The following is a 23,687-nucleotide window of genomic DNA, read 5'->3' as shown; positions in this document are numbered from 1 at the left end:
GAATGGCTATCGAGATCAAAGCCCCTACCTTCCCGGAATCGGTCGCTGACGGCACCGTCGCCACCTGGCACAAGAAGCCCGGCGAAGCGGTCAAGCGTGACGAACTGCTGGTCGACATCGAAACCGACAAGGTCGTGCTGGAAGTCGTGGCACCGGCCGATGGCGTCCTGGCCGAAATCCTGAAGAACGAAGGCGATACCGTGCTGAGCGAAGAAGTCATCGCTCGCGTGGAGGAGGGCGCCACTGCCGCCGCCGCTCCGGCTGCCCAGCCGGCTGCCGCCAGTGCTCCGGCCGCCGCACCGGCCGTCGGTGGTGAAGAGGATCCGATCCTGGCGCCCGCCGCGCGCAAGATCGCCGAAGAGAACGGCATCGACCCGGCTACCCTGGTCGGCACCGGCAAGGGTGGTCGCATCACCAAGGAAGACGCCGTCGCCGCTGTCGAGGCCAAGAAGTCCGGCGCTGCCACTCCGGCTGCCAAGCCCGCTGCCGCCGCCGCTCCGGTGGTGACCGCCGCTGGCGACCGCACCGAGAAGCGCGTGCCCATGACCCGCCTGCGCGCCAAGGTCGCCGAGCGCCTGGTTGAAGCCCAGTCCAGCATGGCCATGCTGACGACCTTCAACGAGGTCAACATGAAGCCGATCATGGACCTGCGCTCCAAGTACAAGGACATGTTCGAGAAGAAGCACAATGGCGTACGCCTGGGCTTCATGTCCTTCTTCGTCAAGGCGGCCACCGAGGCGCTCAAGCGCCAGCCGGGCGTCAACGCCTCCATCGACGGCAACGACATCGTCTACCACGGCTACCAGGACATCGGCGTGGCCGTGTCCAGCGACCGTGGCCTGGTGGTGCCGGTGCTGCGCAACGCCGAGTTCATGAGCTTGGCGGAAGTGGAAGGCACCATCGCCGACTTCGGCAAGAAGGCCAAGGCCGGCAAGCTGACCATGGAAGACATGCAGGGTGGTACCTTCACCATCTCCAACGGTGGTGTCTTCGGTTCGCTGCTGTCCACTCCCATCGTCAACCCGCCGCAGACCGCGATCCTGGGCATGCACAAGATCCAGGAACGCCCGATGGCGGTGAACGGCCAGGTGGTGATCCTGCCGATGATGTATCTTGCGCTGTCCTACGACCATCGCCTGATCGATGGCAAGGAAGCCGTGACCTTCCTGGTCACCATGAAGGACCTGCTGGAAGACCCGGCTCGTCTGCTGCTGGACATCTGATCCGGCTCTCGCGGTGCGGGGCAGGGGCCACGCACCGCTTCAAGTTTTCCTGCCTGAAGCTGCTCCAAGGGGATTAGTGTATGAGCGACAAATTCGACGTAGTGGTGATCGGCGCCGGCCCTGGTGGCTACGTGGCCGCCATCCGCGCCGCGCAGCTTGGCCTGAAGACGGCCTGTGTCGAGCGCTACAAGGGCAAGGAAGGCAAGGTCGCCCTGGGCGGCACCTGCCTGAACGTGGGCTGCATTCCCTCCAAGGCGCTGCTGGACAGCTCCTACAAGTACCACGAGGCCCACGAGGGTTTTAAGGTTCACGGCATCGACGCGCCGAACGTCACCATCGACGTGCCCACCATGATCGGCCGCAAGGACCAGATCGTGAAGAACCTCACCGGCGGCGTGGCCACCCTGTTCAAGGCCAACGGCGTGACCCTGCTGGAAGGCAACGGCAAGCTGCTGTCGGGCAAAAAGGTCGAAGTCACCGGTCTGGACGGCAACGTCCAGGTCGTCGAGGCCGAAAACGTCATCCTGGCGTCCGGCTCGCGTCCCATCGACATCCCGCCGGCTCCGGTGGACCAGAAGGTCATCGTCGATTCCACCGGCGCCCTGGAATTCCAGAGCGTGCCCAAGCGTCTGGGCGTGATCGGTGCCGGCGTCATCGGCCTGGAGCTGGGTTCGGTCTGGGCCCGCCTGGGTGCCGAAGTCACCGTGCTGGAGGCCCTGGACAAGTTCCTGGTCGCCGCCGATGAGCAGGTGTCCAAGGAAGCCTACAAGATCCTCTCCAAGCAGGGTCTGAACATCCGCATGGGTGCTCGTGTGACCGGCTCGCAGGTCAATGGCGAAGAAGTCACCGTCAACTACACCGAAGCCGGTGAAGAAAAGCAGATCACCTTCGATCGCCTGATCGTTGCCGTGGGCCGTCGTCCGGTGACCACCGACCTGCTGGCGTCCGACAGCGGCGTGGAAAGCGACGAGCGTGGCTACATCTACGTCGACGACCACTGCGCCACCAGCGTGCCGGGCGTGTTCGCCATCGGCGACTGCGTGCGCGGTCTGATGCTGGCCCACAAGGCCTCGGAAGAGGGCGTGATGGTCGCCGAGCGCATCGCTGGTCACAAGGCCCAGATGAACTATGATCTGGTCCCCTCGGTGATCTACACCCACCCGGAAATCGCGTGGGTCGGCAAGACCGAGCAGGCCCTGAAGGCCGAAGGCGTCGAAGTCAATGTTGGCACCTTCCCCTTCGCGGTCAGCGGTCGTGCCCTGGCGGCCAATGACACCGCCGGTTTCGTCAAGGTCGTGGCCGATGCCAAGACCGATCGCGTCCTGGGCGTCCATGTGGTCGGCCCGAGCGCGGCGGAGCTGGTACAGCAAGGCGCCATCGCCATGGAATTCGGCACCAGCGCCGAAGACCTGGGCATGATGGTGTTCTCGCACCCGACGTTGTCCGAGGCGCTGCACGAAGCGGCCCTGGCGGTGAACGGTCATGCGATCCACGCAGTGAATCGCAAGAAGCGGTAAGAGATTTACGGAACCACGGGGTCGCCGACCGCCGTGGAGCCTCAGGGCTCCACCGCAGGAAGGCGCCTCGGACTCTTGTGAGTGGGGTGTGAGACACCCTACTAGGGCAGGAGTCACAGGTGGCGCGGTGCCCGCGACCGTCCGGAGGACGGCTCGGAGAACGCACAGCGTCGAATGCGCAATACCCAACGAAGACGGTAGACAAGCATGAATCTCCACGAGTATCAGGGTAAGCAGCTGTTCGCTGAATACGGCCTGCCCGTTTCCAAAGGCTACGCTGTCGACACCCCCCAAGAGGCCTACGAGGCTTGCGGCCGTATCGGCGGCGACGAGTGGGTCGTCAAGGCCCAGGTACACGCCGGTGGCCGTGGTAAGGCTGGTGGTGTGAAGCTGGTCAAGAGCAAGGAAGAAGCCAAGGAATTCGCCGCCAAGTGGCTGGGCCAGCGTCTGGTGACCTACCAGACCGACGCCAATGGTCAGCCGGTCACCAAGATTCTGGTCGAATCCTGCACCGACATCGATCAGGAGCTCTATCTGGGCGCCGTGGTCGATCGTTCCAGCCGCCGTATCGTGTTCATGGCGTCCACCGAAGGTGGCGTGGACATTGAGAAGGTCGCTCACGACACTCCGGAAAAGATTCTCAAGGCCACCATCGATCCGCTGGTGGGCGCTCAGCCCTACCAGGGTCGCGACCTGGCGTTCCAGCTGGGCCTGAAAGGTGACCAGATCAAGCAGTTCACCCAGATCTTCGTTGGTCTGGCCAAGCTGTTCCAGGACTACGACCTGGCGCTGCTGGAAGTGAACCCGCTGGTGATCAAGAAGGACGGCAACCTGCACTGCCTGGATGCCAAGATCAACATCGACAGCAACGCCATCTACCGTCAGCCCAAGCTGCGTGCCTTCCACGACCCGTCGCAGGACGACGCCCGTGAAGCCCATGCGCAGAAGTGGGAACTGAACTACGTGGCCCTGGAAGGCAGCATCGGCTGCATGGTCAACGGTGCCGGTCTGGCGATGGGTACCATGGACATCGTCAACCTGCACGGCGGCAAGCCGGCTAACTTCCTGGACGTGGGCGGCGGCGCGACCAAAGAGCGCGTGACCGAAGCCTTCAAGATCATCCTGTCCGACAGCAACGTGAAGGCCGTTCTGGTCAACATCTTCGGCGGCATCGTGCGCTGCGACATGATCGCCGAAGGCATCATCGGTGCCGTTAAAGAAGTTGGCGTGAAGGTGCCGGTCGTGGTTCGCCTGGAAGGCAACAACGCCGAACTCGGTGCCAAGGTCCTGGCCGAAAGCGGCCTGAACATCATCGCGGCAACCAGCCTGACCGACGCTGCCCAGCAGGTCGTCAAGGCCGCGGAGGGTAAGTAATGAGCGTCCTGATCAACAAAGACACCAAGGTCATCTGCCAGGGCTTCACCGGTAGCCAGGGTACCTTCCACTCCGAACAGGCCATCGCCTACGGCACCCAGATGGTTGGCGGCGTGACCCCCGGCAAGGGCGGTTCCACCCACCTCGGTCTGCCGGTGTTCAACACCGTGCGCGAGGCGGTGGAAGCCACTGGCGCCGATGCTTCGGTGATCTACGTGCCGGCTCCCTTCTGCAAGGACTCCATCCTGGAAGCGGCCTTCGGCGGCATCAAGCTGATCGTCTGCATCACCGAGGGTATCCCCACCCTGGACATGCTGGATGCCAAGGTGAAGTGCGACGAACTGGGCGTGCGCCTGATCGGCCCGAACTGCCCCGGCGTCATCACCCCCGGCGAGTGCAAGATCGGCATCATGCCCGGTCACATTCACCTGCCGGGCAAGGTCGGTATCGTGTCGCGTTCCGGCACCCTGACCTATGAAGCCGTGAAGCAGACCACCGACGCCGGCTTCGGCCAGTCCACCTGCGTGGGCATCGGCGGCGATCCCATCCCGGGTTCGAACTTCATCGATATCCTGAAGCTGTTCCAGGAAGATCCGCAGACCGAAGCCATCGTGATGATCGGCGAGATCGGCGGCAGCGCTGAAGAAGAAGCCGCGGCCTACATCAAGGCCAACGTGACCAAGCCGGTGGTGTCCTACATCGCCGGCGTCACCGCTCCGCCCGGCAAGCGCATGGGCCACGCTGGCGCCATCATCTCCGGTGGCAAGGGCACGGCGGACGAGAAGTTCGCCGCCCTGCAGGACGCCGGTGTGAAGACCGTGCGGTCCCTGGCCGACATCGGCAAGGCCCTGGCCGAGCTGACCGGTTGGGAAGTAAAGCAGGCCTGAGTCTGACTGACTGTAGAAAAGGCCGCCTTCGGGCGGCCTTTTTCATGGGCGCGCTCATGACGCCTCATCAGCTGCCGGCTGCCTTTTCGCCGGTAATTCGTTAGGATGGCAACCTTCCGCTCCAACGGCCACGCCGTGGCCCCGCCAAGACCTGCTCCCATGAGGGCGGGCTGCCTCGTTTTCCTCATTGCTGGTACTGCCTTCCATGAAAGCTTTGCAAAGCCGGGATGTCCTGGCCCTTGGATTCATGACGTTCGCGTTGTTCGTCGGCGCGGGCAACATCATCTTTCCCCCGATCGTCGGTCTGCAGGCGGGCGAGCACGTCTGGAGCGCCGCCCTGGGCTTCCTGCTGACCGCCGTCGGCCTGCCGGTGCTGACGCTGATCGCCCTGGCACGGGTCGGCGGTGGCATGGATGCCCTGAGCAAGCCGCTCGGCCAGACGGCCGCCCGCACCCTGGCCATCGTCTGCTACCTGTCGGTGGGGCCGCTGTTCGCTACGCCGCGCACCGCCACGGTGTCCTTCGAGGTCGGCGTCGCGCCGCTGCTGGGCAACGGACCCATACCGCTGTTTCTCTACAGCCTGGCCTACTTCCTAGTGGTGCTGGTGGTCTCGCTCTATCCGGGACGCCTGCTCGACACCGTGGGACGCTTTCTTGGTCCGCTGAAGATCCTGGCGCTGGCAGTGCTGGGTGGTGCGGCGCTGTTCTGGCCAGCCGGCGGTCCTGCCACGGCAGCGCCGGACTATGCTTCGCGGGCGCTGTCCCAGGGCTTCGTCAACGGCTACCTGACCATGGATACCCTGGGCGCCCTGGTGTTCGGTATCGTCATCGTCAACGCCATTCGCGCCCGGGGCGTGACGGCGCCGCAATTGCTGACGCGCTATACCATCATCGCCGGCCTGATCGCCGGGGCAGGGCTGGTGCTGGTCTACCTGAGCCTGTTCCAGCTCGGCGCCGGCAGCGGGTCACTGGTGCCCCACGCCAGCAATGGCGCCGAGGTCCTGCATGCCTATGTGCAGCACACCTTCGGCAGTGTCGGCAGCGACTTTCTCGCGGTGCTGATTACCCTGGCCTGTCTGGTCACGGCGGTGGGGCTGACCTGCGCGTGCGCGGAATTCTTCAGTGAATTCCTGCCATTCAGCTATCGCAGCCTGGTGGTTCTGCTGGCGGCCTTCTCGCTGCTGGTGTCCAACCTGGGGCTGACCCAGCTGATCCAGATTTCGGTGCCCATCCTGACCGCCATCTATCCGCCCTGCATCGCGCTGGTGGTGCTGAGCTTCTTCACCGCCCGCTGGGCGGCGCCCGGGCGCATTCTCGGTCCGGTGCTGCTGGTCGCCCTGGCCTTCGGCATCCTCGACGGCCTGCAGGCTGCGCACCTGAGCGTGCCCTATTTGAGCGAGGCCGTGCAGTGGTTGCCGCTGGCCGACTCGGGTCTGGGCTGGCTGTTGCCGGCCGTGGTGGTGGGCCTGGTCGCGCTGGTGCTGGAAAGCCTGAGGCGTGGCGGGCATGCCCAAGCGGACGAGGCCGAGCCGGATCCTTCGCGCTCCTGAATCAGCGCCCACAAAAAAGCCCGCAGCAGCGGGCTTTTTTCTTATCCGATCAGCTTACGGCTTGGGCTGGGTAGCCGGCGCGTTGCCGTTGGCGGTGCCGGTAGCCGGGCTGACCGAGGTGGCTTCGCCTTTGGATTGCTCCTTGGCGGCCTCGTTGGCGGCTTCGTTACGCTGCTCGGCAGCCTTGTTGCTCTGCTCGGCGGCTTTGTTCAGGTTTTCCTGAGCTTTCTGTTCGGTCTTGGCAGCATCCTGAGCCTTGTTTTCGGAAGGCTTGTCACAGGCGGCGAGGCCGAAGGCGGCAGTGAAGAGCAGGGCGATGGCGAAGGGCTTTTTCATGTGTTTTCTCCTTATGAACTACACGACAGCCGTTCGAGCGCACCGTTAAAAGTTAAGTTCCGCGTCTAGCTCAGGCATCGTGCAAATTCCTACCTGCATCGCGAACCGAGCGCGCCAAGGTTGAAATGTCTCCGGGCGCCCCCATCTCGGCGACATCGCCAGGCATCTGGTGCGTACCTATCGATAGCGGAGTTCGTAGCATGAGTGTGGAGACTCAAAAGGAAACCCTAGGCTTCCAGACCGAAGTGAAGCAGCTGCTTCACCTGATGATTCACTCGCTGTATTCCAACAAGGAAATCTTCCTGCGCGAATTGATTTCCAACGCCTCCGACGCGGCCGACAAGCTCAGATTCGAGGCCTTGTCCAAGCCCGAACTGCTCGAAGGCGGGGATACGCTGAAGATTCGCCTGAGCTTCGACAAGGAGGCCGGCACGGTCACCCTCGAAGACAACGGCATCGGCATGAGCCGCGAAGAGGTGATCGCCCACCTTGGCACCATCGCCAAGTCCGGCACCGCCGACTTCCTGAAGAACCTCAGCGGCGACCAGAAGAAGGATTCCAACCTCATCGGTCAATTCGGCGTGGGCTTCTATTCGGCCTTCATCGTCGCCGACCAGGTGGATGTCTACACCCGTCGCGCCGGCCAGCCCGCCGCCGAGGGCGTGCACTGGTCGTCCAAGGGGGAAGGGGAGTTCGAGGTCGCGAACTTCGACAAGCCCGAGCGCGGTACCCGCATCGTGCTGCACCTCAAGCCCGAGGAAACCGAATTCGCCGATGGCTGGCGCCTGCGCAACGTGGTCAAGAAATACTCCGACCACATCGGCCTGCCCATCGAGCTGCCCAAGGAGCAGCAGGGTGGCGAAGACGAGCAGCCGACCGCCGCCGAGTGGGAAACCGTCAACCGCGCCAGCGCGCTCTGGACCCGTCCGCGTACCGAACTCAAGGACGAGGACTACCAGGAGTTCTACAAGCACGTCGGTCATGACTTCGAGAACCCCCTGACCTGGAGCCACAACAAGGTCGAGGGCAAGCTCGAATACACCTCGCTGCTATACGTGCCGGCCCGTGCGCCCTTCGATCTGTATCAGCGCGAAGCGCCCAAGGGCCTCAAGCTCTATGTGCAGCGCGTCTTCATCATGGACCAGGCCGACCAGTTCCTGCCGCTGTACCTGAGATTCATCAAGGGTGTGGTGGATTCCAACGACCTGTCGCTGAACGTCTCCCGCGAGATCCTGCAGAAGGATCCGGTGATCGACTCCATGAAGTCGGCGCTGACCAAGCGTGTGCTGGACATGCTGGAGAAGCTGGCCAAGAGCGAACCGGAAAAGTACCAGTCGTTCTGGGGCCACTTCGGTCAGGTGCTCAAGGAAGGTCCGGCGGAAGACTTCGCCAACCGCGAGAAGATCGCCGGTCTGCTGCGCTTCGCCTCGACCCACAACGGCGATGACGCTCAGAATGTGTCCCTGGCCGACTACATCGGCCGCATGAAGGAAGGTCAGGACAAGATCTACTACCTGACTGGCGAGAGCCACGCCCAGATCAAGAACAGCCCGCACCTGGAAGTCTTCCGCAAGAAGGGTGTCGAGGTGCTGCTGCTGACCGATCGCATCGACGAGTGGCTGATGAGCTACCTCACCGAATTCGACGGCAAGTACTTCGTCGACGTCGCTCGTGGCGATCTCGACCTCGGCAAGCTGGACAGCGAAGAAGACAAGCAGGCCCAGGAAGAGGTCGCCAAAACCAAGGAAGGCCTGGTCGAGCGTCTCAAGCAGGCCCTGGACGCCCAGGTCAGCGAAGTCCGCGTTTCCCATCGTCTGACCGATTCACCGGCGATCCTGGCCATCGGTGAGCAGGACCTGGGTCTGCAGATGCGCCGGATCCTGGAAGCCAGCGGCCAGAAGGCGCCGGACTCCAAGCCGATCTTCGAGATCAATCCGCAGCACCCGCTGATCGAGAAACTCGATGGCGAACCCGATGAGGACCGCTTCGCCGACCTGTCGCACATCCTGTTCGATCAGGCTGCACTGGCCGCGGGCGATAGCCTCAAGGATCCCGCCGCCTATGTCCGCCGGTTAAACAAACTGCTGGTGGAATTGTCCGCTTAAAGATAGAGAAGCCCGCCTCGGCGGGCTTCTTTCTATCCACCCTTTGGAGGACCCCATGGTCGATGTCACTGTAAAACCCGTTGCCTACGAAATTGATGGTGAGCCGTTCGAGAGCCAGCTGGTGTACGCCACCAGCGGTAATCCGACCCGTCCGGGCGTATTGTTTGCACCCAACTGGATGGGGGTGTCCCATGGCGCCGTCGAGCAGGCCAAGGCGCTGGCCGAGGCCGACGGCCTGGCTTACCTGGTAGTGGATTTCTACGGTCGCAATGTGCGTCCGCAGAACGCCGACGAGGCCCTGGCGGCCATGACGCCGATCCGCGGCGATCGCGCCCTGCTGCGCCAGCGCATGCAGGCAGCCTATGCGGCCCTGGTCGCCCAGGCCGAGACGGCGGCGGTCGACGTCCACCAGATCGCTGCTATCGGCTTCTGTTTTGGCGGCTGCGCGGCTCTGGAACTGGCGCGCGACGGGGCCCCGCTGAGCGCCGTGGTGACCTTCCACGCCAATCTGGATACGCCCAACCCGGCCGATGCGGCGCGTATCACCGGTCCGGTGCTGGTGCTGCACGGTGCCGCCGATCCAATGGTGCCGGACGAGCAGCTCGCTGGCTTCCGCCAGGAAATGGATGCCGCCCAGGTGGATTGGCAGTTGCTGAGCTATGGCGGCGCGGTGCATTCCTTCACCGATCCCGAAGCCAACAATCCGGGCAAGCAGCAGTACCACCCGGTTGTGGCCAAGCGCGCCTTCCTGGCGATGCACAACCTGTTCGACGAAGTCTTCGCCCAGGGCTGAGTGCTTTCCCTGCCCGCCGGTACCCGGAACGGGTCCGGCAGGCTCAGCCGCTGATCACTTCGTCGGTGAAGGCCAGCGGTCCATGGCAGCGTCGGCACAGATAGCGCCGTCCCTTGCGTACCAGGGCGTGCCGCTGGGCGGTGAACTCGAAGCGACCATCCAGGCAATTGCAGCGATATAGATAGAGCGTTCGGGCGCGCTGTGGCAGCTCATAGGTATGGCAGCGATCCGGCGGCAAGCCATAGACGCCCCGCATGATCAGCTGCCACTCCTCGCCATGGGGCCTGATACGGCCACCGAACAACTGATGCGCCACCAGATGCGCCACCTCGTGAGCGACGGTCTGTTCGAGAAAGTGGACGGTATTTTCCTGATAGAGCTGCTTGTTGAATCTCAGCCGATTCTCGGTGAGATGGGCAACGCCTGCGCGCTGGCCACGCAAGGCCAGGCTGACGTCGGGACGAGGAAAGCGGCGTTTGAAGAAGGCCTCGGCCTGGCGATAGCAGTCTTCGACCCGGTCTTTGAGTGGTTCAGGCATGGGCAACCTCTGGGGAACCGGGCAATTATGCCGAAGCTCGTGCCTGCGCCCTAGCGTCCGCGGTCGGCTGGTGACCGTAGTGCCGCCGCAGCGTATCCATGGCCGCGTTGATGGCTTGTAGCCGGCCGGTGCTGCCGCCGTGATCGGGATGATGACGGCTGGCGAGCTGGCGATAGCGGCGACGGATCTGGCCGTAGTCGGCCGAGCGATCCAGGCCTAGCAGACGCAGGGCTTCCAGCAGTTCCGACTCGCCATTGACCAGCGCCCAGAAGTGATTGAGCAGATCGGCCACATCTTCCGGGGTGGTGGTTTCGAGCTGGGTGAGATCCAGGTAGTAGGCGCGCAACGGATCGGCCACCACCAGCCCGGCACGGGCGCGCAGGTAGGGCCGCAGTTCGATGCGCAGGGCGCTGATGATGAGTTCGGCGCGCTGTTCGGCGCGCAGTTGGTCACGCAGGCGGTAGAGCGCGTTGAAGACGCGAAAGTGCAGGCGAAAGAGTTCGTAGTTGTCGGTCACGGGGCGCGGGGGCACCAGGGGCGACCCCGCCCGGCGCAAGGCCTGCAGCAACTCGTACTCCGACAGGCCGGCCTGGGCCCGGAGCAGTTCCTGATGGAGCGCCGTCATGAGCGCCTGGGTCTCGCTCATGGCTGCCGGTCGCTGCGGACTGACGTTCGGGGTAGGGCGGCGGACGCTTTGCGCGTAAAATGCCGGCCTTTCGTTTTTTCCTTTCGCGGATTCATCCATGGGCACCCTTTCGGTCAACCAGAACAAGCTGCAGAAACGCCTGCGCCGTCTTACCGGCGAAGCCATCGCCGACTACAACATGATCGAGGACGGCGACAAGGTCATGGTCTGCCTGTCCGGTGGCAAGGACAGCTACACCCTGCTCGACATGCTGCTCTATCTGCAGAAGGTCGCGCCGATTCGCTTCGAGATCGTGGCGGTCAACCTCGACCAGAAGCAGCCGGGCTTTCCTGAGCACGTTTTACCTCAGTACCTGAAGGAACTGGGAGTCGAGTACCACATTCTGGAACGTGATACCTATTCCGTGGTGAAGGAAAAGATCCCCGAGGGCAAGACCACCTGTTCGCTGTGCTCGCGCCTGCGGCGGGGCATCCTCTACACCTTCGCCGACGAGATCGGTGCGACCAAGATGGCGCTGGGCCATCATCGCGACGACATGGTAGAAACCTTCTTCCTCAATTTGTTCCATGGCGGCACGCTCAAGGCCATGCCCCCCAAGCTGCGGGCCGATGACGGCCGCAACGTGGTGATCCGCCCGCTGGCCTATTGCAACGAAAAGGACATCGAGGCCTACGCGGTCTTGCGCGAATTCCCCATCATTCCCTGCAACCTCTGCGGCTCCCAGGAAAACCTGCAGCGCAAGGTGGTCAAGGAGATGCTGCTGGAGTGGGAGCGCAAGACGCCGGGGCGTACCGAGATCATGTTCCGCGCCCTGCAGAACGTGGTGCCGTCGCAATTGGCGGATCGCGAGCTGTTCGACTTCGCCAGTCTCAAGATCGATGACAGCGCGACGCCGCGCTTCGTCCAGGTGATGAATCTCTGATGCGGGATTACGCCTGGCTGCTCGAATACGCTCTCAACCGCTGCGGCTCCCGCGCGGCCCTGGAGGCGCGGCTGCCGCAACCGGTGGACGCCGCGACCCTGAGGTCCGTGGGCGATGACCGCTATCTGTCGCTGCTGACTCGCCGCATCTTTCGCGCCGGGCTCAAGCACAGCCTGGTGGATGCCAAGTGGCCGGCCTTCGAGGAGGTCTTCTTCGGCTTCGATCCGGAGAAGGTGGTGCTCATGGGCGGCGAACGCCTGGAGCGGTTGATGCAGGATGCGCGGCTGATCCGCCACCTGGGCAAGCTGCGTAGCGTGCCCATCAACGCCCAGATGGTGCTCGATTTCCAGCGCAGCCACGGCAGCTTCGGCCAGTTGCTGGCCGATTGGCCGGGGCAGGACATCGTCGGCCTGTGGGAGCTGCTGACCAAGCGTGGCAATCAGTTGGGTGGCCTGTCGGCGCAGCGCTTCCTGCGCATGGCCGGCAAGGACACCTTCCTGGCGACCGACGACGTGGTAACGGCCCTCAAGGCGCAGAACATCCTCGACAAGGCGCCCACCGCCAAGCGCGATCGGCAGAAGATGCAGGAGGCCTTCAACCTCTGGCAGGAACAGAGCGGGCGTCCGCTCTGCCAGCTGTCGGTGATGCTGGCTCTGACGGTGAATCATTGACTGACGCCCTGGCACGCGCCCGGGGTCTGCTCGCGCGGGCCGGTCGGGTGCTGTTCATCACCGGGGCAGGGCTGTCCGCCGACTCGGGCTTGCCGACCTATCGTGGCCTGGGTGGGCTGTACAACGGCCTTACCGAAGAGGGCGTTCCCATCGAGGCGGCGCTGTCGGGCAGCATGTTGCGGCAGCGTCCCGACGTCTGCTGGCGCTACCTGGCTCAACTCGGAAAGGCCTGCGCCGCGGCGGTGCCCAATGCGGCGCACCGGGCGATTGCCGCTTTCGGCGTGCGTCACCCTGGCAGCTGGGTGCTGACCCAGAACATCGACGGCTTTCATCGACAGTCGGGATTTCCAGCGGAGCGTTTGATCGAGATCCATGGGCAACTCGAACCGCTGGCCTGCATGAGGTGTGGCCAGGCGGTAGCGGATGCCCAGGCCTGTCTGGCAGGTCCGTTGCCACCGCGCTGTCACTCTTGCGGCGGGATCCTGCGGCCACCCGTGGTCCTGTTCGAGGAAGCCCTGCCGATCACCGAACTGCAGCGTCTGCAGGATGCAGCGGAGGAGGGCTTCGATCTGGTGATCGCCGTCGGCACCACGGCGGCCTTCGGCTATATCCAGGCGCCGATCGGGCAGACCCTGGTGCAGGGTGGTGACCTCATCGAGATCAATCCGGACCGTTCGTCGCTGAGTGGCTTGGCGACCGTTCAACTCAAAAAAAGGGCCGTAGACGTCCTTCCTCGGCTTTTAAGTCACATCGAGGGCTAAAAAAACTTGCCATCTGTGATCCAGGTCGGCAAGGTGTCGAAACTTTGAAAAAACGACACGGTCGTGCCCATGCCAAGGAACCGCCTCGCACCCCTCGTGCCCCTGTCTTTTGTCTGTCTGCTCGCCGCCTGTGCGAGTGCGCCGCAAAGTCCCGACACCACCATTACCCAGGATTCGCCCGCTACCTCCCGGACGTTCCAGACCGCTTCGCTGCATGGCCTGGGTGGCGCTGGCAACGGCTCCGCGCCTGTGGAGGCCGAGGGTGCTCAGCAACGTCCGGTCTTCCCTCATACCCAGTCGCCGCATCAGCTCGACTGGGAGCGCGAGGTCGGCCCGCGCCAGGCGCTGCCGAATCTGGCGGACCAGATCCTCGACCGTGCGACCCAGCTAGTGGGCACGCCTTATCGCCGTGGCGGCAGTAGCCTGGCCGGTTTCGATTGCAGCGGTTTCGTCAATTACGTGTTCCGCGAGCGGGCCGGCATGACCCTGCCGCGCTCCACCCGCGAGATCATCGATCTCGAAGTACCGGTAGTCAGCAAGAACGACCTGGAACCTGGCGACCTGTTGCTGTTCAATAGCAACGGCCGTGGCCGGGTCAGTCACACCGGTATCTACATGGGCGAGGGCAAGTTCATCCATTCCTCCAGTCGCCGGAGCGGCGGGGTGCGGGTGGACAGCCTGAACGACCAGTACTGGAAGGTGAGTTTCCTGGAAGGCAAGCGCGTATTGCGCTGAAGCGTATCGCCGCGATCTTCGCCGGTGCGCTTCGAGGACCCGTCGAGGCTGCGTGGCAGGCCGACGGTGATCGATGGATAACTAAGGATGTCTCCAATGCCGCATGCGGCTCGCCTCGGATTGTATTGCGCCTTTGTACTGCTGGCCGCCTGTGCCGGCAGGCCGCCCCAGGCCCCCGCACCGGTCGCCCCGGTCGTTTCCCGTCCCCTGCTGGAAAGCCAAGCCCAAGCCGCCAATGATGTGCTGTTTCGCGCCATCGGGTTGGTCGGTACCCCCTATCGCTATGGCGGCAACACCCCGGCCGGCGGTTTCGACTGCAGCGGCCTGATCGGCTACGTCTATCGCGATGCGGCTGGGGTGACCCTGCCGCGTTCGACCCGCGAGATGATCACCCTGGGCTCGCCCAATGTGGCGCGCAATGCCCTGCAGCCCGGTGATCTGATCTTCTTCGCCACTGCCGGTGGCCGTCAGGTCAGCCATGCCGGCATCTATGTAGGGGAGGGGCGCTTCGTCCATGCGCCGCGCACCGGTGGCACGGTACGCCTGGACAGCCTGGCCAAGCCCTACTGGCAGAACAGCTACCTGCAGGCCAAGCGGGTGCTGGTCATGCCGAGTCTCGCCGGCGGCTATTGAACCCCGTTCCGCCCGGGCCGCTCGAATGAGCATCCAGCCCGTGCGGAGCCCATCATGCCTCAGGCGATACGTCTGCCGCCCCAGCCGGCTCGTTGCGAGCTGTGCGGTCGGGCGGCGCCGCTCACCCGCCATCACTTGATCCCTCGCTCGCTGCACGACAAGGCCTACGTGCGCAAGAGATTCGACCGCGTTAGCCGGATCACCGCCACCCTCTGGGTCTGCCGCCCCTGCCACAACCATATCCACCAGACCTTCGACGAAAAGACCCTGGCGCTGGAATACAACAGCCGCGAATTGCTGCTCAGCGATGCGCGCATTCGCCAGTTCGTCGACTGGCTGGCGGCCAAGCCCGATGGCTTCGTGCCCAAGCGATAAATAATACCACCCCTATAATTGCTTAGATCTGCTGTCTTTGTCCTTCCTGTCCTGAGGGTAGGCAATCAGGAAAGGAGGCTGTCAGCGATCCGGTAATTCCGCGCCAGAACGCAGCCGGACCGGCACGGTAATGTAAAGGCCGCCGCTGACGCGCTGGCCGAAACTGTCGTCTGCATCTCACCTCCAGGGGTGAACGCCACCGCGGTTGGCCGCTACGATTAGGATGACGGCGAAGCCGCGGCGACATCCGCCAGTCCGGTTCGATCTCACGAGGAGGGCCGATGAGATCCTTTGCCCTGCCCCTGCTGGCGGGGATGCTGCTCCTGTCTAGCGTCGCATCGGCCGGCGCCGATGAGGCGACCCTGGCGCGGGGCGAGTATCTGACGCGCCTGGGCAACTGCCAGGGTTGCCATACCCGCCCGGATGGCGCGCCCTTCGCTGGCGGGGTCGCCTTCGACACGCCTTTCGGTCGTCTCTATTCGAGCAACATCACCCCGGATCGCCAGCACGGGCTGGGTGACTGGACGGTGGACGAGTTTCGCCGCGCCTTGCATGACGGGCTGGGGCGGGAAGGCGAGCAGCTCTATCCCGCCTTTCCCTATACCGCCTTTACCCGGTTGAGCGACGAGGACGTCGCCGCCATCTTCGCCTTCCTGCAGATCCAGCGACCGCTGCCCTATGCGCTGCCGGCCAATGCGCTGCGCTTTCCCTTCGACCAGCGCGCGCTGATCCGTGGCTGGAAGTGGCTCAACTTCACGCCAGGTCCGTTACCGGCGACGGCCGATGCGCAGGTGGCGCGGGGTGCCTACCTGGCGGAGGCCGTGGGGCACTGCCAGGAATGCCATACCCCGCGGACCTGGAGTCAGGGGCTCGACAGCGGCCGGGCCTATGCCGGCGCGACCCAGCAGGGCTGGACCGCCTGGAATCTCACCGCGGATCCGCGTGGCCTCGGCGGCTGGAGCGATGCCAAGCTGGCCAGCTATCTGCGCGAAGGCCATCAACGCGGCGAAGCCGTGGCGGCCGGGCCCATGGCGGAGGTGGTAAGTGGTGGCACCCGCCATCTGGACGACGCCGATCTCAGTGCCCTGATCGCCTATCTGCGAACCCTGCCGGCGCGCCCCGGAGCGGTCCCGGCGCGCGCCGAGGTGCAGCCGCCCGGAGAAGCCGGACCTCTCACGGCCGCGGAGGCGGAAAGCGCGGCTTTGCTGCAATCCGCTTGCGCCAGCTGTCACGCACCGGATGACCAGGGGCCGGCGGGTCCCTATCCGCGGTCCTTCAGCAACTACTCGGCGGTGCGCGATCCCACAGGGGCCAACCTGGTGCGCGTCCTGCTCGACGGTCTCGACCGCCAGGGGCGTAGCGAGCACGCCTTCATGCCAGCCTATCGGGAATTGCTCAGCGATCAGCAGCTCGCCGATCTGGCCACCTACATTGGCCGCCGCTTTGGCGGTCATGCCGCCGACATCCGCCCCGAGGATGTGGCAGCGGCGCGTAACGCGGAGAAATAGCGGTGGCGGTCATTGAATTGAAGGTCAACGGCGAGCCGCGACAGCTCGACGTCGACCCGCGCATGCCCCTGCTGGAGGCCTTGCGCGATGAACTGGGCCTCAAGGGACCGAAATTCGGTTGCGGCCTGGGTGAGTGCGGCGCCTGCACGGTGCTGGCGGATGGCAAGCCGGTGCGCGCCTGCCTGTTGCCAGCAGCCTCCTTCGTCGGTCGCGAGGTGCTGACCCTGGAAGGTCTGGGTACGCCTGAGGTGCCGCACGCGTTGCAGCAGGCCTTCATCGAGGAACAGGCGGCGCAGTGCGGCTATTGCATCCCCGGCATGGTGATGACCGCCCGGGCGCTACTCGAACGCGTGCCTGATCCCAGCGATGCGCAGATCCGCCAGGCGCTGGCGGCGAACTTCTGTGGCTGCGGTACCCACTATCGCATCCTGCGGGCGGTCAAGCGGGCGGCGGTGCTCCTGCGCGACGGGCAGGCTCCGGCATGACGCTGTCGCGACGTGCCTTTCTCGGCGGCAGCGCAGTGCTGCTGCTGGGTTTCAGCCTGCAGCGGCCGCTCGCCGCCCAGGTGCTAGCAGCCCCGACTGACCATGCGAGCTTGGCCAAGACCCTCGATCAGCGCCAACTGGACGCCTGGCTGGCAGTGGATGCCCAGGGCCAGGTCACCGTCTACAGCGGCAAGGTGGAGCTGGGCACCGGGGTCAGCACGGCGCTGCGGCAGATCGTGGCCGAGGAGCTGTGCGTGTCTTTCGCCGCCACCCGGTTGATCCAGGGCGATACCCGGCTGACGCCGGACCAGGGCATTACCGCTGGCAGCAAGAGCTTGCAGGTAGGCGGTGCCCAGTTGCGCAAGGCCGCCGCCAGCGCGCGGCAATTCCTGTTTCTGGAGGGATCGCGGCGCCTGGGGCTGGATCTGGCCGTGGTGGACACGGTGGACGGCCGCGTGGTCTATCGCGGCGATCCCACCGGACGCTATGTCAGCTATGGCGAACTGGTGGGCGGACGGCCCCTGGGGCGGCTGGTCAACCAGGCCGTGCGCACCCGGGCCGTCAAGGATTACCGTCTGGTCGGCACCTCGGTGCCACGCGAGGACATTCCCGCCAAGCTGTTCGGCCATTTCGACTATGTCCACGACCTGCGCCTACCCGGCATGCTGCACGGTTGCGTTGTGCGGCCGCCCTGCATCGGCTCGGCGCGGTTGGCCGGGGTGAGCCTTCGCGGTATCGATGCCAGCGCACTGCCGGCTGGCGCTCAACTGGTCTACGAGGGCGCCTTCGTCGCGGTGGTGGCCGAGCAGGCGTGGCTGGCGCGACAGGGCGCGGCGGCGCTACGGGTGGACTGGAGCCTGGTACCGGACCTGCCGCTGCCGGGCGAGCTCTATGCCCGACTGGAAGCCAAGGCCGGACCGGCCGACATCCAGCAGGAGACCGGCGATGTCGCGGGCGAACTGGCGAGCGCTGCGCAGCGCCTGGAGGCCGAGTATCGCTGGCCCTATCAGAATCACGATTCCATCGGTCCCTCCTGCGCAGTCGCGGACGTGGGGGCCGAGAGCGCTACCGTCTGGAGCGGTACCCAGGGCGTCTATCAGCTCAGGGCGGCACTGGCGGACCTGCTGGGGCTGCCGGAAGACGGTATCCATGTCATCTATCAGCAGGCGTCCGGTTGCTATGGCCACAACGGCGCCGATGATGCGGCGGCCGATGCGGCACTGCTCTCCAAGTTGTGCGGCCGTCCGGTGCGGGTGCAATGGAGTCGGGCCGACGAGCACGGCTGGAATCCCAAGGGGCCGGCGATGCTGATGCGTCTGGCCGGCGGCCTGAGTATGACTGGCGATCTGCTGGCCTGGCGCTTCGCCAACTGGACGCCCACCCATCTGACCCGACCCAATGGCCAGACCGGCAAGGCGGCGCTGCTCGCCGGGCAGCTGGCCTACAACCTGCCGCTCAAGGGCGGTAGGGGCGGCGGCAATCGCAATGCGCCGCTGGACTACGATCTGCTCAATGTCCAGGTGGCCACTCATTGGCTGGAAGCCGGGGATTCACCGTTGCGGCCGTCGGCCTTGCGTGCCCTGGGGGCAGTCGGCAACACCTTCGCCAATGAATCCTTCATGGACGAGCTGGCCCTGGCGGCAGGTGTCGATCCACTGGAATTCCGCCTGCGCTATCTGCAGGACCCACGCGCGCGGGCGGTGCTACAGGCCGCCACCGCCAAGGCCGGGTGGCAACCGCCCGCCGCGCACGAAAAGGCCTGGGACGGCGCGTTGGTGAAGGGGCAGGGTTTGGCCTTCCTGCGCTACGAAAACGAGAACGCCTATGTGGCTGCGGTGGTGGAGGTGGCGGTGAGCGAGGCCACGGGTATCCGGGTCACGCGGGTGGTGGTGGCCCACGACTGCGGTCTGATCGTCAATCCGGACGGCTTGCGCAATCAGCTGGAGGGCTGCGTGGTGCAGGGCATCGCCCGGACCCTCAAGCAGGCGGTGCGCTTCGATCACCAGGGGGTGACCAGTCTGGAGTGGGGCGCCTATCCGCCGCTGACCTTCAATGAATTGCCCGAGCTGGAACTGGAGCTGATCGATCGGCCCGAGGAGCCGGCGGTGGGTGCCGGGGAGGCCTCCACTGCCGCCATCCCCGCGGCCATCGCCAACGCCGTGGCGGCGGCGACCGGTCTGCGGCTGCGCGAGGTGCCGCTGAATCGTGAGCGCCTGCGCGAGGCGCTGGCCGCCCGGCGTTAGGCGCGTTTCAGCCGCTGCTTGAAGAACAGCACGGCGCCGGCGCCCAGCAAGGCGACGACCCCCGCACCGATCCAGAGGGGTTCGTTGCCGGCAAAACTGAAATGGTTGGCGCCCTTGGCCGCGAGGTAGCCCGGGCCCATCATCAGCGGCGCCCAGACGATGGCCGACAACACGTTGGCCGACTGGAAGCGCAGTTGGTTCATCGCCATCATCCCGGCCACCAGGGGGACGGTGTTGCGGATCATGGTCAGGAAACGCCCGCCGAACACGGCGAAGAAGCCATAGCGGCGGAAGAACAGCCGGGTCTTGGCCACCTGCTTGCGATAGCGGCGAAAGGGCGGGCGGTGAACGATGCTGGGACCGAGCCAGCGGCCGATGATGTAGGAGCAGATGTCGCCGAGGATGGCGCCAACGATGGCAGCCAGCACCAGCGGCACGGGCGCGAGGACTCCGGAGCCGGCAAGGCCACCGACTACCAGCATCAGCGCCGTGGCCGGAATGAAGACGCCCAGCAGCACCAGGGATTCGCCGAAGGCGAGCAGGCCGACGATCAGCGGCGCCCAGGCCTGGTGGGTTTCGATAAAGCCAAGCAGCGATTGCGTCAGGGATTCCATGGGAGGCTACTCTTGCCGAAAAGTCCTAAGACTACGCGGCACCCGCAGTCTGTCCGCCGTTTCAACAGCTTGAATCAATTTCCTTGGCTGGAAGTGCGCAGGAGCGCGCATCGGCGCTCCGCGTGGACGCCTCAGGTCTCCGCCAGGGCATCCTGGGCGGCATGCCAGCGCAGTTCGTGACGCTCGCCGACCACGAAACGATCGCCCTGGAAATCCCAGCGCTCCACGTCCACGGTCTTTTCCGCGCCTTCACCGATCAACAGGCGGTTGAAGGAGTTGGGCGAGGTGCCCCGCACGCGCGAAGAAAGCGCGGTGCCGGCCTGAACGATCCAGACCTCGCGGGGCAGGGTGGGGTACTGGCGACTCAAGGGCAGCACATAGGGCAGGTGGATATGCCCCCCCATCACCAGATCCAGGCCGGCATCGGCCCAGGTGGCCAGGGCGTGATCGGCGTTGTGCTGCAGATTGCTCAGGTCACTGAGTTCGAGGGCGCCGAAGGGCTGGTGGGCGATGACGATGCGCAGCTTGCCGGGACCGGCGCGGCGCAGGCGTTCGGCCACCCGCTCGATCTGCTCGGCACTCACCGCGCCATCCTTGTGGCGTTGCGGGGCCGTGGTGTTGAGCCCGACCAGCAGCAGCTCGTCGTTCTCGAAACTGGGTTCCAAATCCTGACCGAAATGGCGGCGGTAGTTGCCATAGGGCATCAGGAAACGGGTGAGGAGGTTGTACAACGGCAGGTCGTGATTGCCTGGGATCACCAGGGTACGCGGGATACCGTAGCTTTCCAGGCGTTCGACGAAGGTCTTTGCGGCAGCGAATTGCTCGCGCCGGGCGCGCTGGGTGATGTCCCCGGAAAGGATGAGGACATCGGCGCCGTGTTCGCGGACATGGGCTTCCAGGGCCGCGACCACAGCAGGTTGCTCGGTGCCGAAGTGGGTATCGGAGATTTGCAGAAGGGTCGTCATGAGGACCTGGTTTCCAACGGATTCCCCTTTACGACCGCAACGGGCGCCAAGCTATCCGACGAGGGTTGCCCAGAGGCTGTTCCAAGGCTCGTGAGCTAGAGCCAAACAAGGCAAAAATGGCTGAGGAAGCAGCGTTTACGAGTGGTAAACGAGCATCCCGAAGCCATTTTCAACGCCGTTTGGCCGACACGCAGCCGCCTTCGAACAGTCTCTTAGACTTCGCCGTCGTGGTGCCAGGCGTCATGCAGCTCGGAGGCATTGGCTTCGCCAACTTCGGCGCGGGCCTTGAGCCAGTCCAGCAGAGCGGTACGGTCTTCCGCGGTGGGCGAGGTGTAGCGCTTGTTGGCCATGATGGTGCCTTCGACCCAGGCGTTGTCGAAGCCACCGATGTAGTCCAGCTTGCGCTCTTCGACGTAGTCGATGAAGTCGCCGAGGAAGGTGTCCAGGTCGTCTTCGCTGAGTTCGTTCTTGAAGCTCACCTTGATTTCGAAGGCCAGTTCCTGGAATTCACCCAGGTACTGCTTCTTGCGCAGGCGACGCTTCATGCGGCTCAAACGGGGATCTTGGTTGGTATCGGTCATGGCGAAGGCCTGGATATCGATGAAAGGGCGGGCATTATCCCTGGCGTCGACGGGTAATGCCAATGGTGGCCGCCAGGAGGGCCGGTTAGCATGGTGGTTTTGGCTGCGACCAGAGCGCGCAGGGGTGGAAGGATGACGGGCAAGACGAGAAGCCGCTCCGGTAGCGTGACCATCCGCGACGTGGCCAGCCTGGCCGGCGTCGCGCCGATCACGGTCTCGCGGGTAGTGAACGCGCCCGCAAGCGTCAAGGCGGCCACCCGTGAGCGGGTACTGACCGCCATAGCAGCAAGCGGCTACATGCCCAACCTGGTGGCTGGGGCCTTGGCCTCCAATCGCAGTCGGCTGGTGGCGGTGCTGGTGCCCATGCTGACCAATCCGCTGTTCGCCGACAGCTACCAGGCGGTGGCCGAGCGACTGGCCCAGGCCGGGTATCAGGTGTTGCTGGGCGTCACTGGCCACGATCCCAGGCATGAAGAGGCGCTGCTGGCGACCATTCTCAGTCGGCGGCCGGATGGCCTGATCCTGACCGGCGTTGATCACACGCCGGCCAGCCGTGCCCGGCTCCAGGCGGCGGGCGTGCCGGTGGTGGAAACCTGGGATCTCAGCGCTGAGCCCATCGATCAGGCGGTAGGGTTTCACCACGAGGCAGTGGGTGCCCTGCTGGCCAAGCGGGCGAACGCTGGCGGTTATGCCCAGGTCGCCCAGGTGGCGGTGGACGATCCCCGCGGTACCCGGCGACGTCTGTCATTGAGTCAGGCTCTGGCCACCCTCGGCATCGCCGAGACGGCGCCGGCGCTATTCACCGGACTGCCCAGCCTGGAGCAGGGGCGCCAGGCCCTGTGCCAGCTGCTCGCCCAAACCAAGGTGCGGCCGCTGCTGGTGGTCTGCACCTCCGACACCCTGGCCCATGGCGTGCTGACCGAGGCCCTGGCGCAGGGGCTGGCGGTGCCCGGCGACGTGGCGGTGATCGGTTTCGGCGATATGGCTTTCGCGGCCCATACCCTGCCTGCCTTGACCACGATACGGGTGGATGCCACGGCCTTGGGGCACACGGCAGCGGAACTGTTACTGGCCCGTCTGGCGGGTAGTGATGGAGAGCCGCAGCAGCGCGACCTGGGTGTCGAGTGGGTCGAGCGCGCTAGCGCCTAAGGACAGGCGGCGGTTGTCAGACGACTTCCTGGGCGCTAGGGTAACAAAAATGGTAGCGGTACCATTTTCGCTCAGCAGGGGAGGAGCCGGATGAAGATCGTGATGATTGGCGAAGCCGCCACGCACCAGGAGACGCTCGCCAGGGACCTGACCGGCCCGGCCACCTTTATTACCTTGCCGCGGGAAGCCCACGCATCAGTCGCCTGGGACGAGCGAATCGAGGGCGCCGATGTCCTGGTCGCCATGCGTCTGCAGCGTTCAACGCAGGCACCCAGGGTACGGCTGCTGCAGGTACCTGGCGCTGGTCTCGATGGCATCGATTTCGGGGTGCTGGCAGCCGACTGCCGCGTCTGCAACGTCTTCGAGCACGAGATTCCCATGGCTGAATACGCCCTGGCCTGCCTGCTGGATCACGAGGTGCGCCTGAGGGATGCCCGGGCGGCCTTCGCCAGCGAGCGTTGGACCAGTGCCTATCTGGGGCGCCAGCCGCGCGGTGAGTTGCAGGGCAGGACCCTGGCGATCCTGGGCTTTGGCAGGATCGGCCAGGCAGTGGCGCAGCGGGCGCGGGCCTTCGGCATGCGCATCCTGGCCATCACCCGTAGTGCTCGCGACGGCCAGGTGCCTTCTGGGGCCGATGCCGCCTTTGCGCCCGAGGCGCTGAACGAGGCCCTGGGCCTGGCCGATTACGTGGTGCTGGCCTGTCCGCTGGACGAGACCACCCGGGGCTGCTTCGGCGCTGCCCAATTCGCCGCCATGCGGCCGGAGGCCGTGCTGCTGAACCTGGCACGAGCGGCGGTGGTGGAAGAAGACGCCCTCTATCAGGCGCTCGCCGACCGGCGCATCGCCAAGGCGTACCTGGACGTCTGGTACCGCTACCCCAATGGCGAAGGCGATCTCGTGGCACCCGCACGGCATCGCTTCGAAGAACTGCCCAATGCCGTCTGCACGCCGCATGTCTCGGGTTGGACCCATGGGCTGTTCGCGCGCCGCTATGCCTTCATCGCCGCCAACATCGAACGCCTGCGGCGAGGCGAAACGCTGCTCAACCAGGTCCGCGGACCTCGCTAGAGGAGGCGC

Annotated in this window: 24 protein-coding genes; 18 read left to right on the top strand and 6 right to left on the bottom strand. The window is 65.0% G+C overall.

Annotated features, from left to right (window positions below; translation table 11 throughout):
• The first annotated feature begins 2 nt into the window (after positions 1–2).
• The 5 genes from odhB (at position 3) to brnQ (ending at position 6,550) form a co-directional block, all read left to right on the top strand.
• Positions 3–1,223, top strand: a complete 1,221-nt coding sequence (gene odhB, locus NRG74_RS10205; protein ID WP_173146718.1) for a 2-oxoglutarate dehydrogenase complex dihydrolipoyllysine-residue succinyltransferase — start codon at positions 3–5, stop codon at positions 1,221–1,223.
• 80 nt (positions 1,224–1,303) lie between these two features.
• Positions 1,304–2,740 carry a dihydrolipoyl dehydrogenase gene (gene lpdA, locus NRG74_RS10200; RefSeq protein WP_017638888.1) on the top strand — a complete coding sequence of 479 codons (1,437 nt, stop codon included), beginning with the start codon at positions 1,304–1,306 and terminating at the stop codon, positions 2,738–2,740.
• A gap of 207 nt (positions 2,741–2,947) precedes the next feature.
• A complete protein-coding gene (sucC, locus tag NRG74_RS10195) occupies positions 2,948–4,114 on the top strand; it encodes an ADP-forming succinate--CoA ligase subunit beta (protein WP_064306646.1) in 1,167 nt (388 codons plus the stop codon).
• The gene (gene sucD, locus NRG74_RS10190) at positions 4,114–5,001 is read left to right on the top strand and encodes a succinate--CoA ligase subunit alpha (protein ID WP_017638886.1); all 888 of its coding nucleotides are present in this window, start codon (positions 4,114–4,116) and stop codon (positions 4,999–5,001) included. Before sucC ends, sucD begins: the two co-directional genes overlap by 1 nt.
• A 205-nt stretch (positions 5,002–5,206) precedes the next feature.
• The gene (gene brnQ / locus NRG74_RS10185; RefSeq protein WP_257706436.1) at positions 5,207–6,550 is read left to right on the top strand and encodes a branched-chain amino acid transport system II carrier protein; all 1,344 of its coding nucleotides are present in this window, start codon (positions 5,207–5,209) and stop codon (positions 6,548–6,550) included.
• Between the two features lie 54 nt (positions 6,551–6,604).
• Here brnQ and NRG74_RS10180 read toward each other — a convergent pair whose 3' ends face one another.
• Positions 6,605–6,886, bottom strand: a complete 282-nt coding sequence (locus tag NRG74_RS10180) for a hypothetical protein (RefSeq protein ID WP_007159246.1) — start codon at positions 6,884–6,886, stop codon at positions 6,605–6,607.
• Positions 6,887–7,086: 200 nt separating this feature from the next.
• On the opposite strand from NRG74_RS10180, the gene htpG reads away from it, so the two are divergent.
• Together htpG and NRG74_RS10170 are read left to right on the top strand one after the other, a co-directional pair.
• The gene (gene htpG, locus NRG74_RS10175; RefSeq protein WP_257706435.1) at positions 7,087–8,991 is read left to right on the top strand and encodes a molecular chaperone HtpG; all 1,905 of its coding nucleotides are present in this window, start codon (positions 7,087–7,089) and stop codon (positions 8,989–8,991) included.
• Positions 8,992–9,046: 55 nt separating this feature from the next.
• Entirely contained in the window at positions 9,047–9,784 is a 738-nt protein-coding gene (locus NRG74_RS10170; protein WP_068385307.1) for a dienelactone hydrolase family protein, read from the top strand.
• Positions 9,785–9,827: 43 nt separating this feature from the next.
• Here the strand turns inward: NRG74_RS10170 and NRG74_RS10165 are convergent, their stop codons facing one another.
• Both NRG74_RS10165 and NRG74_RS10160 read right to left on the bottom strand, forming a co-directional pair.
• Entirely contained in the window at positions 9,828–10,322 is a 495-nt protein-coding gene (locus NRG74_RS10165; protein WP_257706434.1) for a SprT family zinc-dependent metalloprotease, read from the bottom strand.
• A 25-nt stretch (positions 10,323–10,347) separates the two neighbouring features.
• Positions 10,348–10,968 (bottom strand): DNA-J related domain-containing protein, encoded by a 621-nt coding sequence (locus NRG74_RS10160; RefSeq protein ID WP_257706433.1) that lies wholly within the window; start codon positions 10,966–10,968, stop codon positions 10,348–10,350.
• Positions 10,969–11,065: 97 nt separating this feature from the next.
• On the opposite strand from NRG74_RS10160, the gene ttcA reads away from it, so the two are divergent.
• From ttcA to NRG74_RS10115, 9 genes are all read left to right on the top strand, one after another.
• The gene (gene ttcA, locus NRG74_RS10155) at positions 11,066–11,890 is read left to right on the top strand and encodes a tRNA 2-thiocytidine(32) synthetase TtcA (protein ID WP_007159241.1); all 825 of its coding nucleotides are present in this window, start codon (positions 11,066–11,068) and stop codon (positions 11,888–11,890) included.
• Positions 11,890–12,561, top strand: a complete 672-nt coding sequence (locus NRG74_RS10150; RefSeq protein WP_017638880.1) for a DNA-3-methyladenine glycosylase I — start codon at positions 11,890–11,892, stop codon at positions 12,559–12,561. The genes ttcA and NRG74_RS10150 overlap by 1 nt, the downstream gene beginning before the upstream one ends.
• Positions 12,558–13,322, top strand: a complete 765-nt coding sequence (locus NRG74_RS10145) for an SIR2 family NAD-dependent protein deacylase (RefSeq protein ID WP_257706432.1) — start codon at positions 12,558–12,560, stop codon at positions 13,320–13,322. The genes NRG74_RS10150 and NRG74_RS10145 overlap by 4 nt, the downstream gene beginning before the upstream one ends.
• Positions 13,323–13,418: 96 nt before the next feature.
• Positions 13,419–14,057 (top strand): C40 family peptidase, encoded by a 639-nt coding sequence (locus tag NRG74_RS10140; RefSeq protein ID WP_017638878.1) that lies wholly within the window; start codon positions 13,419–13,421, stop codon positions 14,055–14,057.
• Between the two features lie 96 nt (positions 14,058–14,153).
• Positions 14,154–14,690, top strand: coding sequence for a C40 family peptidase (locus NRG74_RS10135; protein ID WP_257706431.1), 537 nt, complete (start codon positions 14,154–14,156; stop codon positions 14,688–14,690).
• 54 nt (positions 14,691–14,744) lie between these two features.
• Positions 14,745–15,065, top strand: coding sequence for a hypothetical protein (locus NRG74_RS10130; protein ID WP_007159236.1), 321 nt, complete (start codon positions 14,745–14,747; stop codon positions 15,063–15,065).
• Between the two features lie 281 nt (positions 15,066–15,346).
• A complete protein-coding gene (locus NRG74_RS10125; RefSeq protein ID WP_257706430.1) occupies positions 15,347–16,573 on the top strand; it encodes a c-type cytochrome in 1,227 nt (408 codons plus the stop codon).
• A gap of 62 nt (positions 16,574–16,635) precedes the next feature.
• Positions 16,636–17,058 carry a (2Fe-2S)-binding protein gene (locus NRG74_RS10120; RefSeq protein WP_257706581.1) on the top strand — a complete coding sequence of 141 codons (423 nt, stop codon included), beginning with the start codon at positions 16,636–16,638 and terminating at the stop codon, positions 17,056–17,058.
• Positions 17,055–19,301 carry a xanthine dehydrogenase family protein molybdopterin-binding subunit gene (locus tag NRG74_RS10115; RefSeq protein ID WP_257706429.1) on the top strand — a complete coding sequence of 749 codons (2,247 nt, stop codon included), beginning with the start codon at positions 17,055–17,057 and terminating at the stop codon, positions 19,299–19,301. Before NRG74_RS10120 ends, NRG74_RS10115 begins: the two co-directional genes overlap by 4 nt.
• Here NRG74_RS10115 and NRG74_RS10110 read toward each other — a convergent pair.
• From NRG74_RS10110 to NRG74_RS10100, 3 genes are all read right to left on the bottom strand, one after another.
• Positions 19,298–19,915 carry a DedA family protein gene (locus tag NRG74_RS10110; RefSeq protein ID WP_017638873.1) on the bottom strand — a complete coding sequence of 206 codons (618 nt, stop codon included), beginning with the start codon at positions 19,913–19,915 and terminating at the stop codon, positions 19,298–19,300. The two genes, NRG74_RS10115 and NRG74_RS10110, sit on opposite strands and share 4 nt — an antisense overlap.
• Positions 19,916–20,046: 131 nt before the next feature.
• Positions 20,047–20,880: a metallophosphoesterase family protein gene (locus tag NRG74_RS10105; protein WP_257706428.1), complete on the bottom strand. Its 834-nt coding sequence runs from the start codon at positions 20,878–20,880 to the stop codon at positions 20,047–20,049.
• A gap of 212 nt (positions 20,881–21,092) precedes the next feature.
• Positions 21,093–21,461 (bottom strand): YggL family protein, encoded by a 369-nt coding sequence (locus tag NRG74_RS10100; RefSeq protein ID WP_007159230.1) that lies wholly within the window; start codon positions 21,459–21,461, stop codon positions 21,093–21,095.
• Between the two features lie 132 nt (positions 21,462–21,593).
• Here NRG74_RS10100 and NRG74_RS10095 point away from each other — a divergent pair, with 132 nt between their 5' ends.
• A complete protein-coding gene (locus tag NRG74_RS10095; RefSeq protein ID WP_257706427.1) occupies positions 21,594–22,610 on the top strand; it encodes a LacI family DNA-binding transcriptional regulator in 1,017 nt (338 codons plus the stop codon).
• Between the two features lie 90 nt (positions 22,611–22,700).
• Positions 22,701–23,678, top strand: a complete 978-nt coding sequence (locus NRG74_RS10090; RefSeq protein WP_257706426.1) for a 2-hydroxyacid dehydrogenase — start codon at positions 22,701–22,703, stop codon at positions 23,676–23,678.
• The last annotated feature ends 9 nt before the right edge of the window (positions 23,679–23,687 follow it).

It is taken from the genome of Pseudomonas oryzihabitans, assembly GCF_024652905.1.
GTDB lineage: Bacteria > Pseudomonadota > Gammaproteobacteria > Pseudomonadales > Pseudomonadaceae > Chryseomonas > Chryseomonas benzopyrenica.
This window is presented reverse-complemented; position numbering and strand designations above follow the sequence as displayed.

What these genes read in the sequence shown, in the direction of transcription:
- NRG74_RS10115 (WP_257706429.1), top strand. Translation starts at nt 17,055, where the DNA reads ATGACGCTGTCGCGACGTGCCTTTCTCGGCGGCAGCGCAGTGCTGCTG.
- NRG74_RS10130 (WP_007159236.1), top strand. Translation starts at nt 14,745, where the DNA reads ATGCCTCAGGCGATACGTCTGCCGCCCCAGCCGGCTCGTTGCGAGCTG.
- NRG74_RS10120 (WP_257706581.1), top strand. Translation starts at nt 16,636, where the DNA reads ATGCCCCTGCTGGAGGCCTTGCGCGATGAACTGGGCCTCAAGGGACCG.
- sucD (WP_017638886.1), top strand. Translation starts at nt 4,114, where the DNA reads ATGAGCGTCCTGATCAACAAAGACACCAAGGTCATCTGCCAGGGCTTC.
- NRG74_RS10090 (WP_257706426.1), top strand. Translation starts at nt 22,701, where the DNA reads ATGAAGATCGTGATGATTGGCGAAGCCGCCACGCACCAGGAGACGCTC.
- NRG74_RS10095 (WP_257706427.1), top strand. Translation starts at nt 21,594, where the DNA reads ATGACGGGCAAGACGAGAAGCCGCTCCGGTAGCGTGACCATCCGCGAC.
- ttcA (WP_007159241.1), top strand. Translation starts at nt 11,066, where the DNA reads ATGGGCACCCTTTCGGTCAACCAGAACAAGCTGCAGAAACGCCTGCGC.
- NRG74_RS10100 (WP_007159230.1), bottom strand. Translation starts at nt 21,461, where the DNA reads ATGACCGATACCAACCAAGATCCCCGTTTGAGCCGCATGAAGCGTCGC.
- NRG74_RS10170 (WP_068385307.1), top strand. Translation starts at nt 9,047, where the DNA reads ATGGTCGATGTCACTGTAAAACCCGTTGCCTACGAAATTGATGGTGAG.
- odhB (WP_173146718.1), top strand. Translation starts at nt 3, where the DNA reads ATGGCTATCGAGATCAAAGCCCCTACCTTCCCGGAATCGGTCGCTGAC.
- NRG74_RS10165 (WP_257706434.1), bottom strand. Translation starts at nt 10,322, where the DNA reads ATGCCTGAACCACTCAAAGACCGGGTCGAAGACTGCTATCGCCAGGCC.
- lpdA (WP_017638888.1), top strand. Translation starts at nt 1,304, where the DNA reads ATGAGCGACAAATTCGACGTAGTGGTGATCGGCGCCGGCCCTGGTGGC.
- NRG74_RS10180 (WP_007159246.1), bottom strand. Translation starts at nt 6,886, where the DNA reads ATGAAAAAGCCCTTCGCCATCGCCCTGCTCTTCACTGCCGCCTTCGGC.
- NRG74_RS10110 (WP_017638873.1), bottom strand. Translation starts at nt 19,915, where the DNA reads ATGGAATCCCTGACGCAATCGCTGCTTGGCTTTATCGAAACCCACCAG.
- NRG74_RS10105 (WP_257706428.1), bottom strand. Translation starts at nt 20,880, where the DNA reads ATGACGACCCTTCTGCAAATCTCCGATACCCACTTCGGCACCGAGCAA.
- NRG74_RS10160 (WP_257706433.1), bottom strand. Translation starts at nt 10,968, where the DNA reads ATGAGCGAGACCCAGGCGCTCATGACGGCGCTCCATCAGGAACTGCTC.
- htpG (WP_257706435.1), top strand. Translation starts at nt 7,087, where the DNA reads ATGAGTGTGGAGACTCAAAAGGAAACCCTAGGCTTCCAGACCGAAGTG.
- NRG74_RS10125 (WP_257706430.1), top strand. Translation starts at nt 15,347, where the DNA reads ATGAGATCCTTTGCCCTGCCCCTGCTGGCGGGGATGCTGCTCCTGTCT.
- brnQ (WP_257706436.1), top strand. Translation starts at nt 5,207, where the DNA reads ATGAAAGCTTTGCAAAGCCGGGATGTCCTGGCCCTTGGATTCATGACG.
- NRG74_RS10150 (WP_017638880.1), top strand. Translation starts at nt 11,890, where the DNA reads ATGCGGGATTACGCCTGGCTGCTCGAATACGCTCTCAACCGCTGCGGC.
- sucC (WP_064306646.1), top strand. Translation starts at nt 2,948, where the DNA reads ATGAATCTCCACGAGTATCAGGGTAAGCAGCTGTTCGCTGAATACGGC.
- NRG74_RS10135 (WP_257706431.1), top strand. Translation starts at nt 14,154, where the DNA reads ATGCCGCATGCGGCTCGCCTCGGATTGTATTGCGCCTTTGTACTGCTG.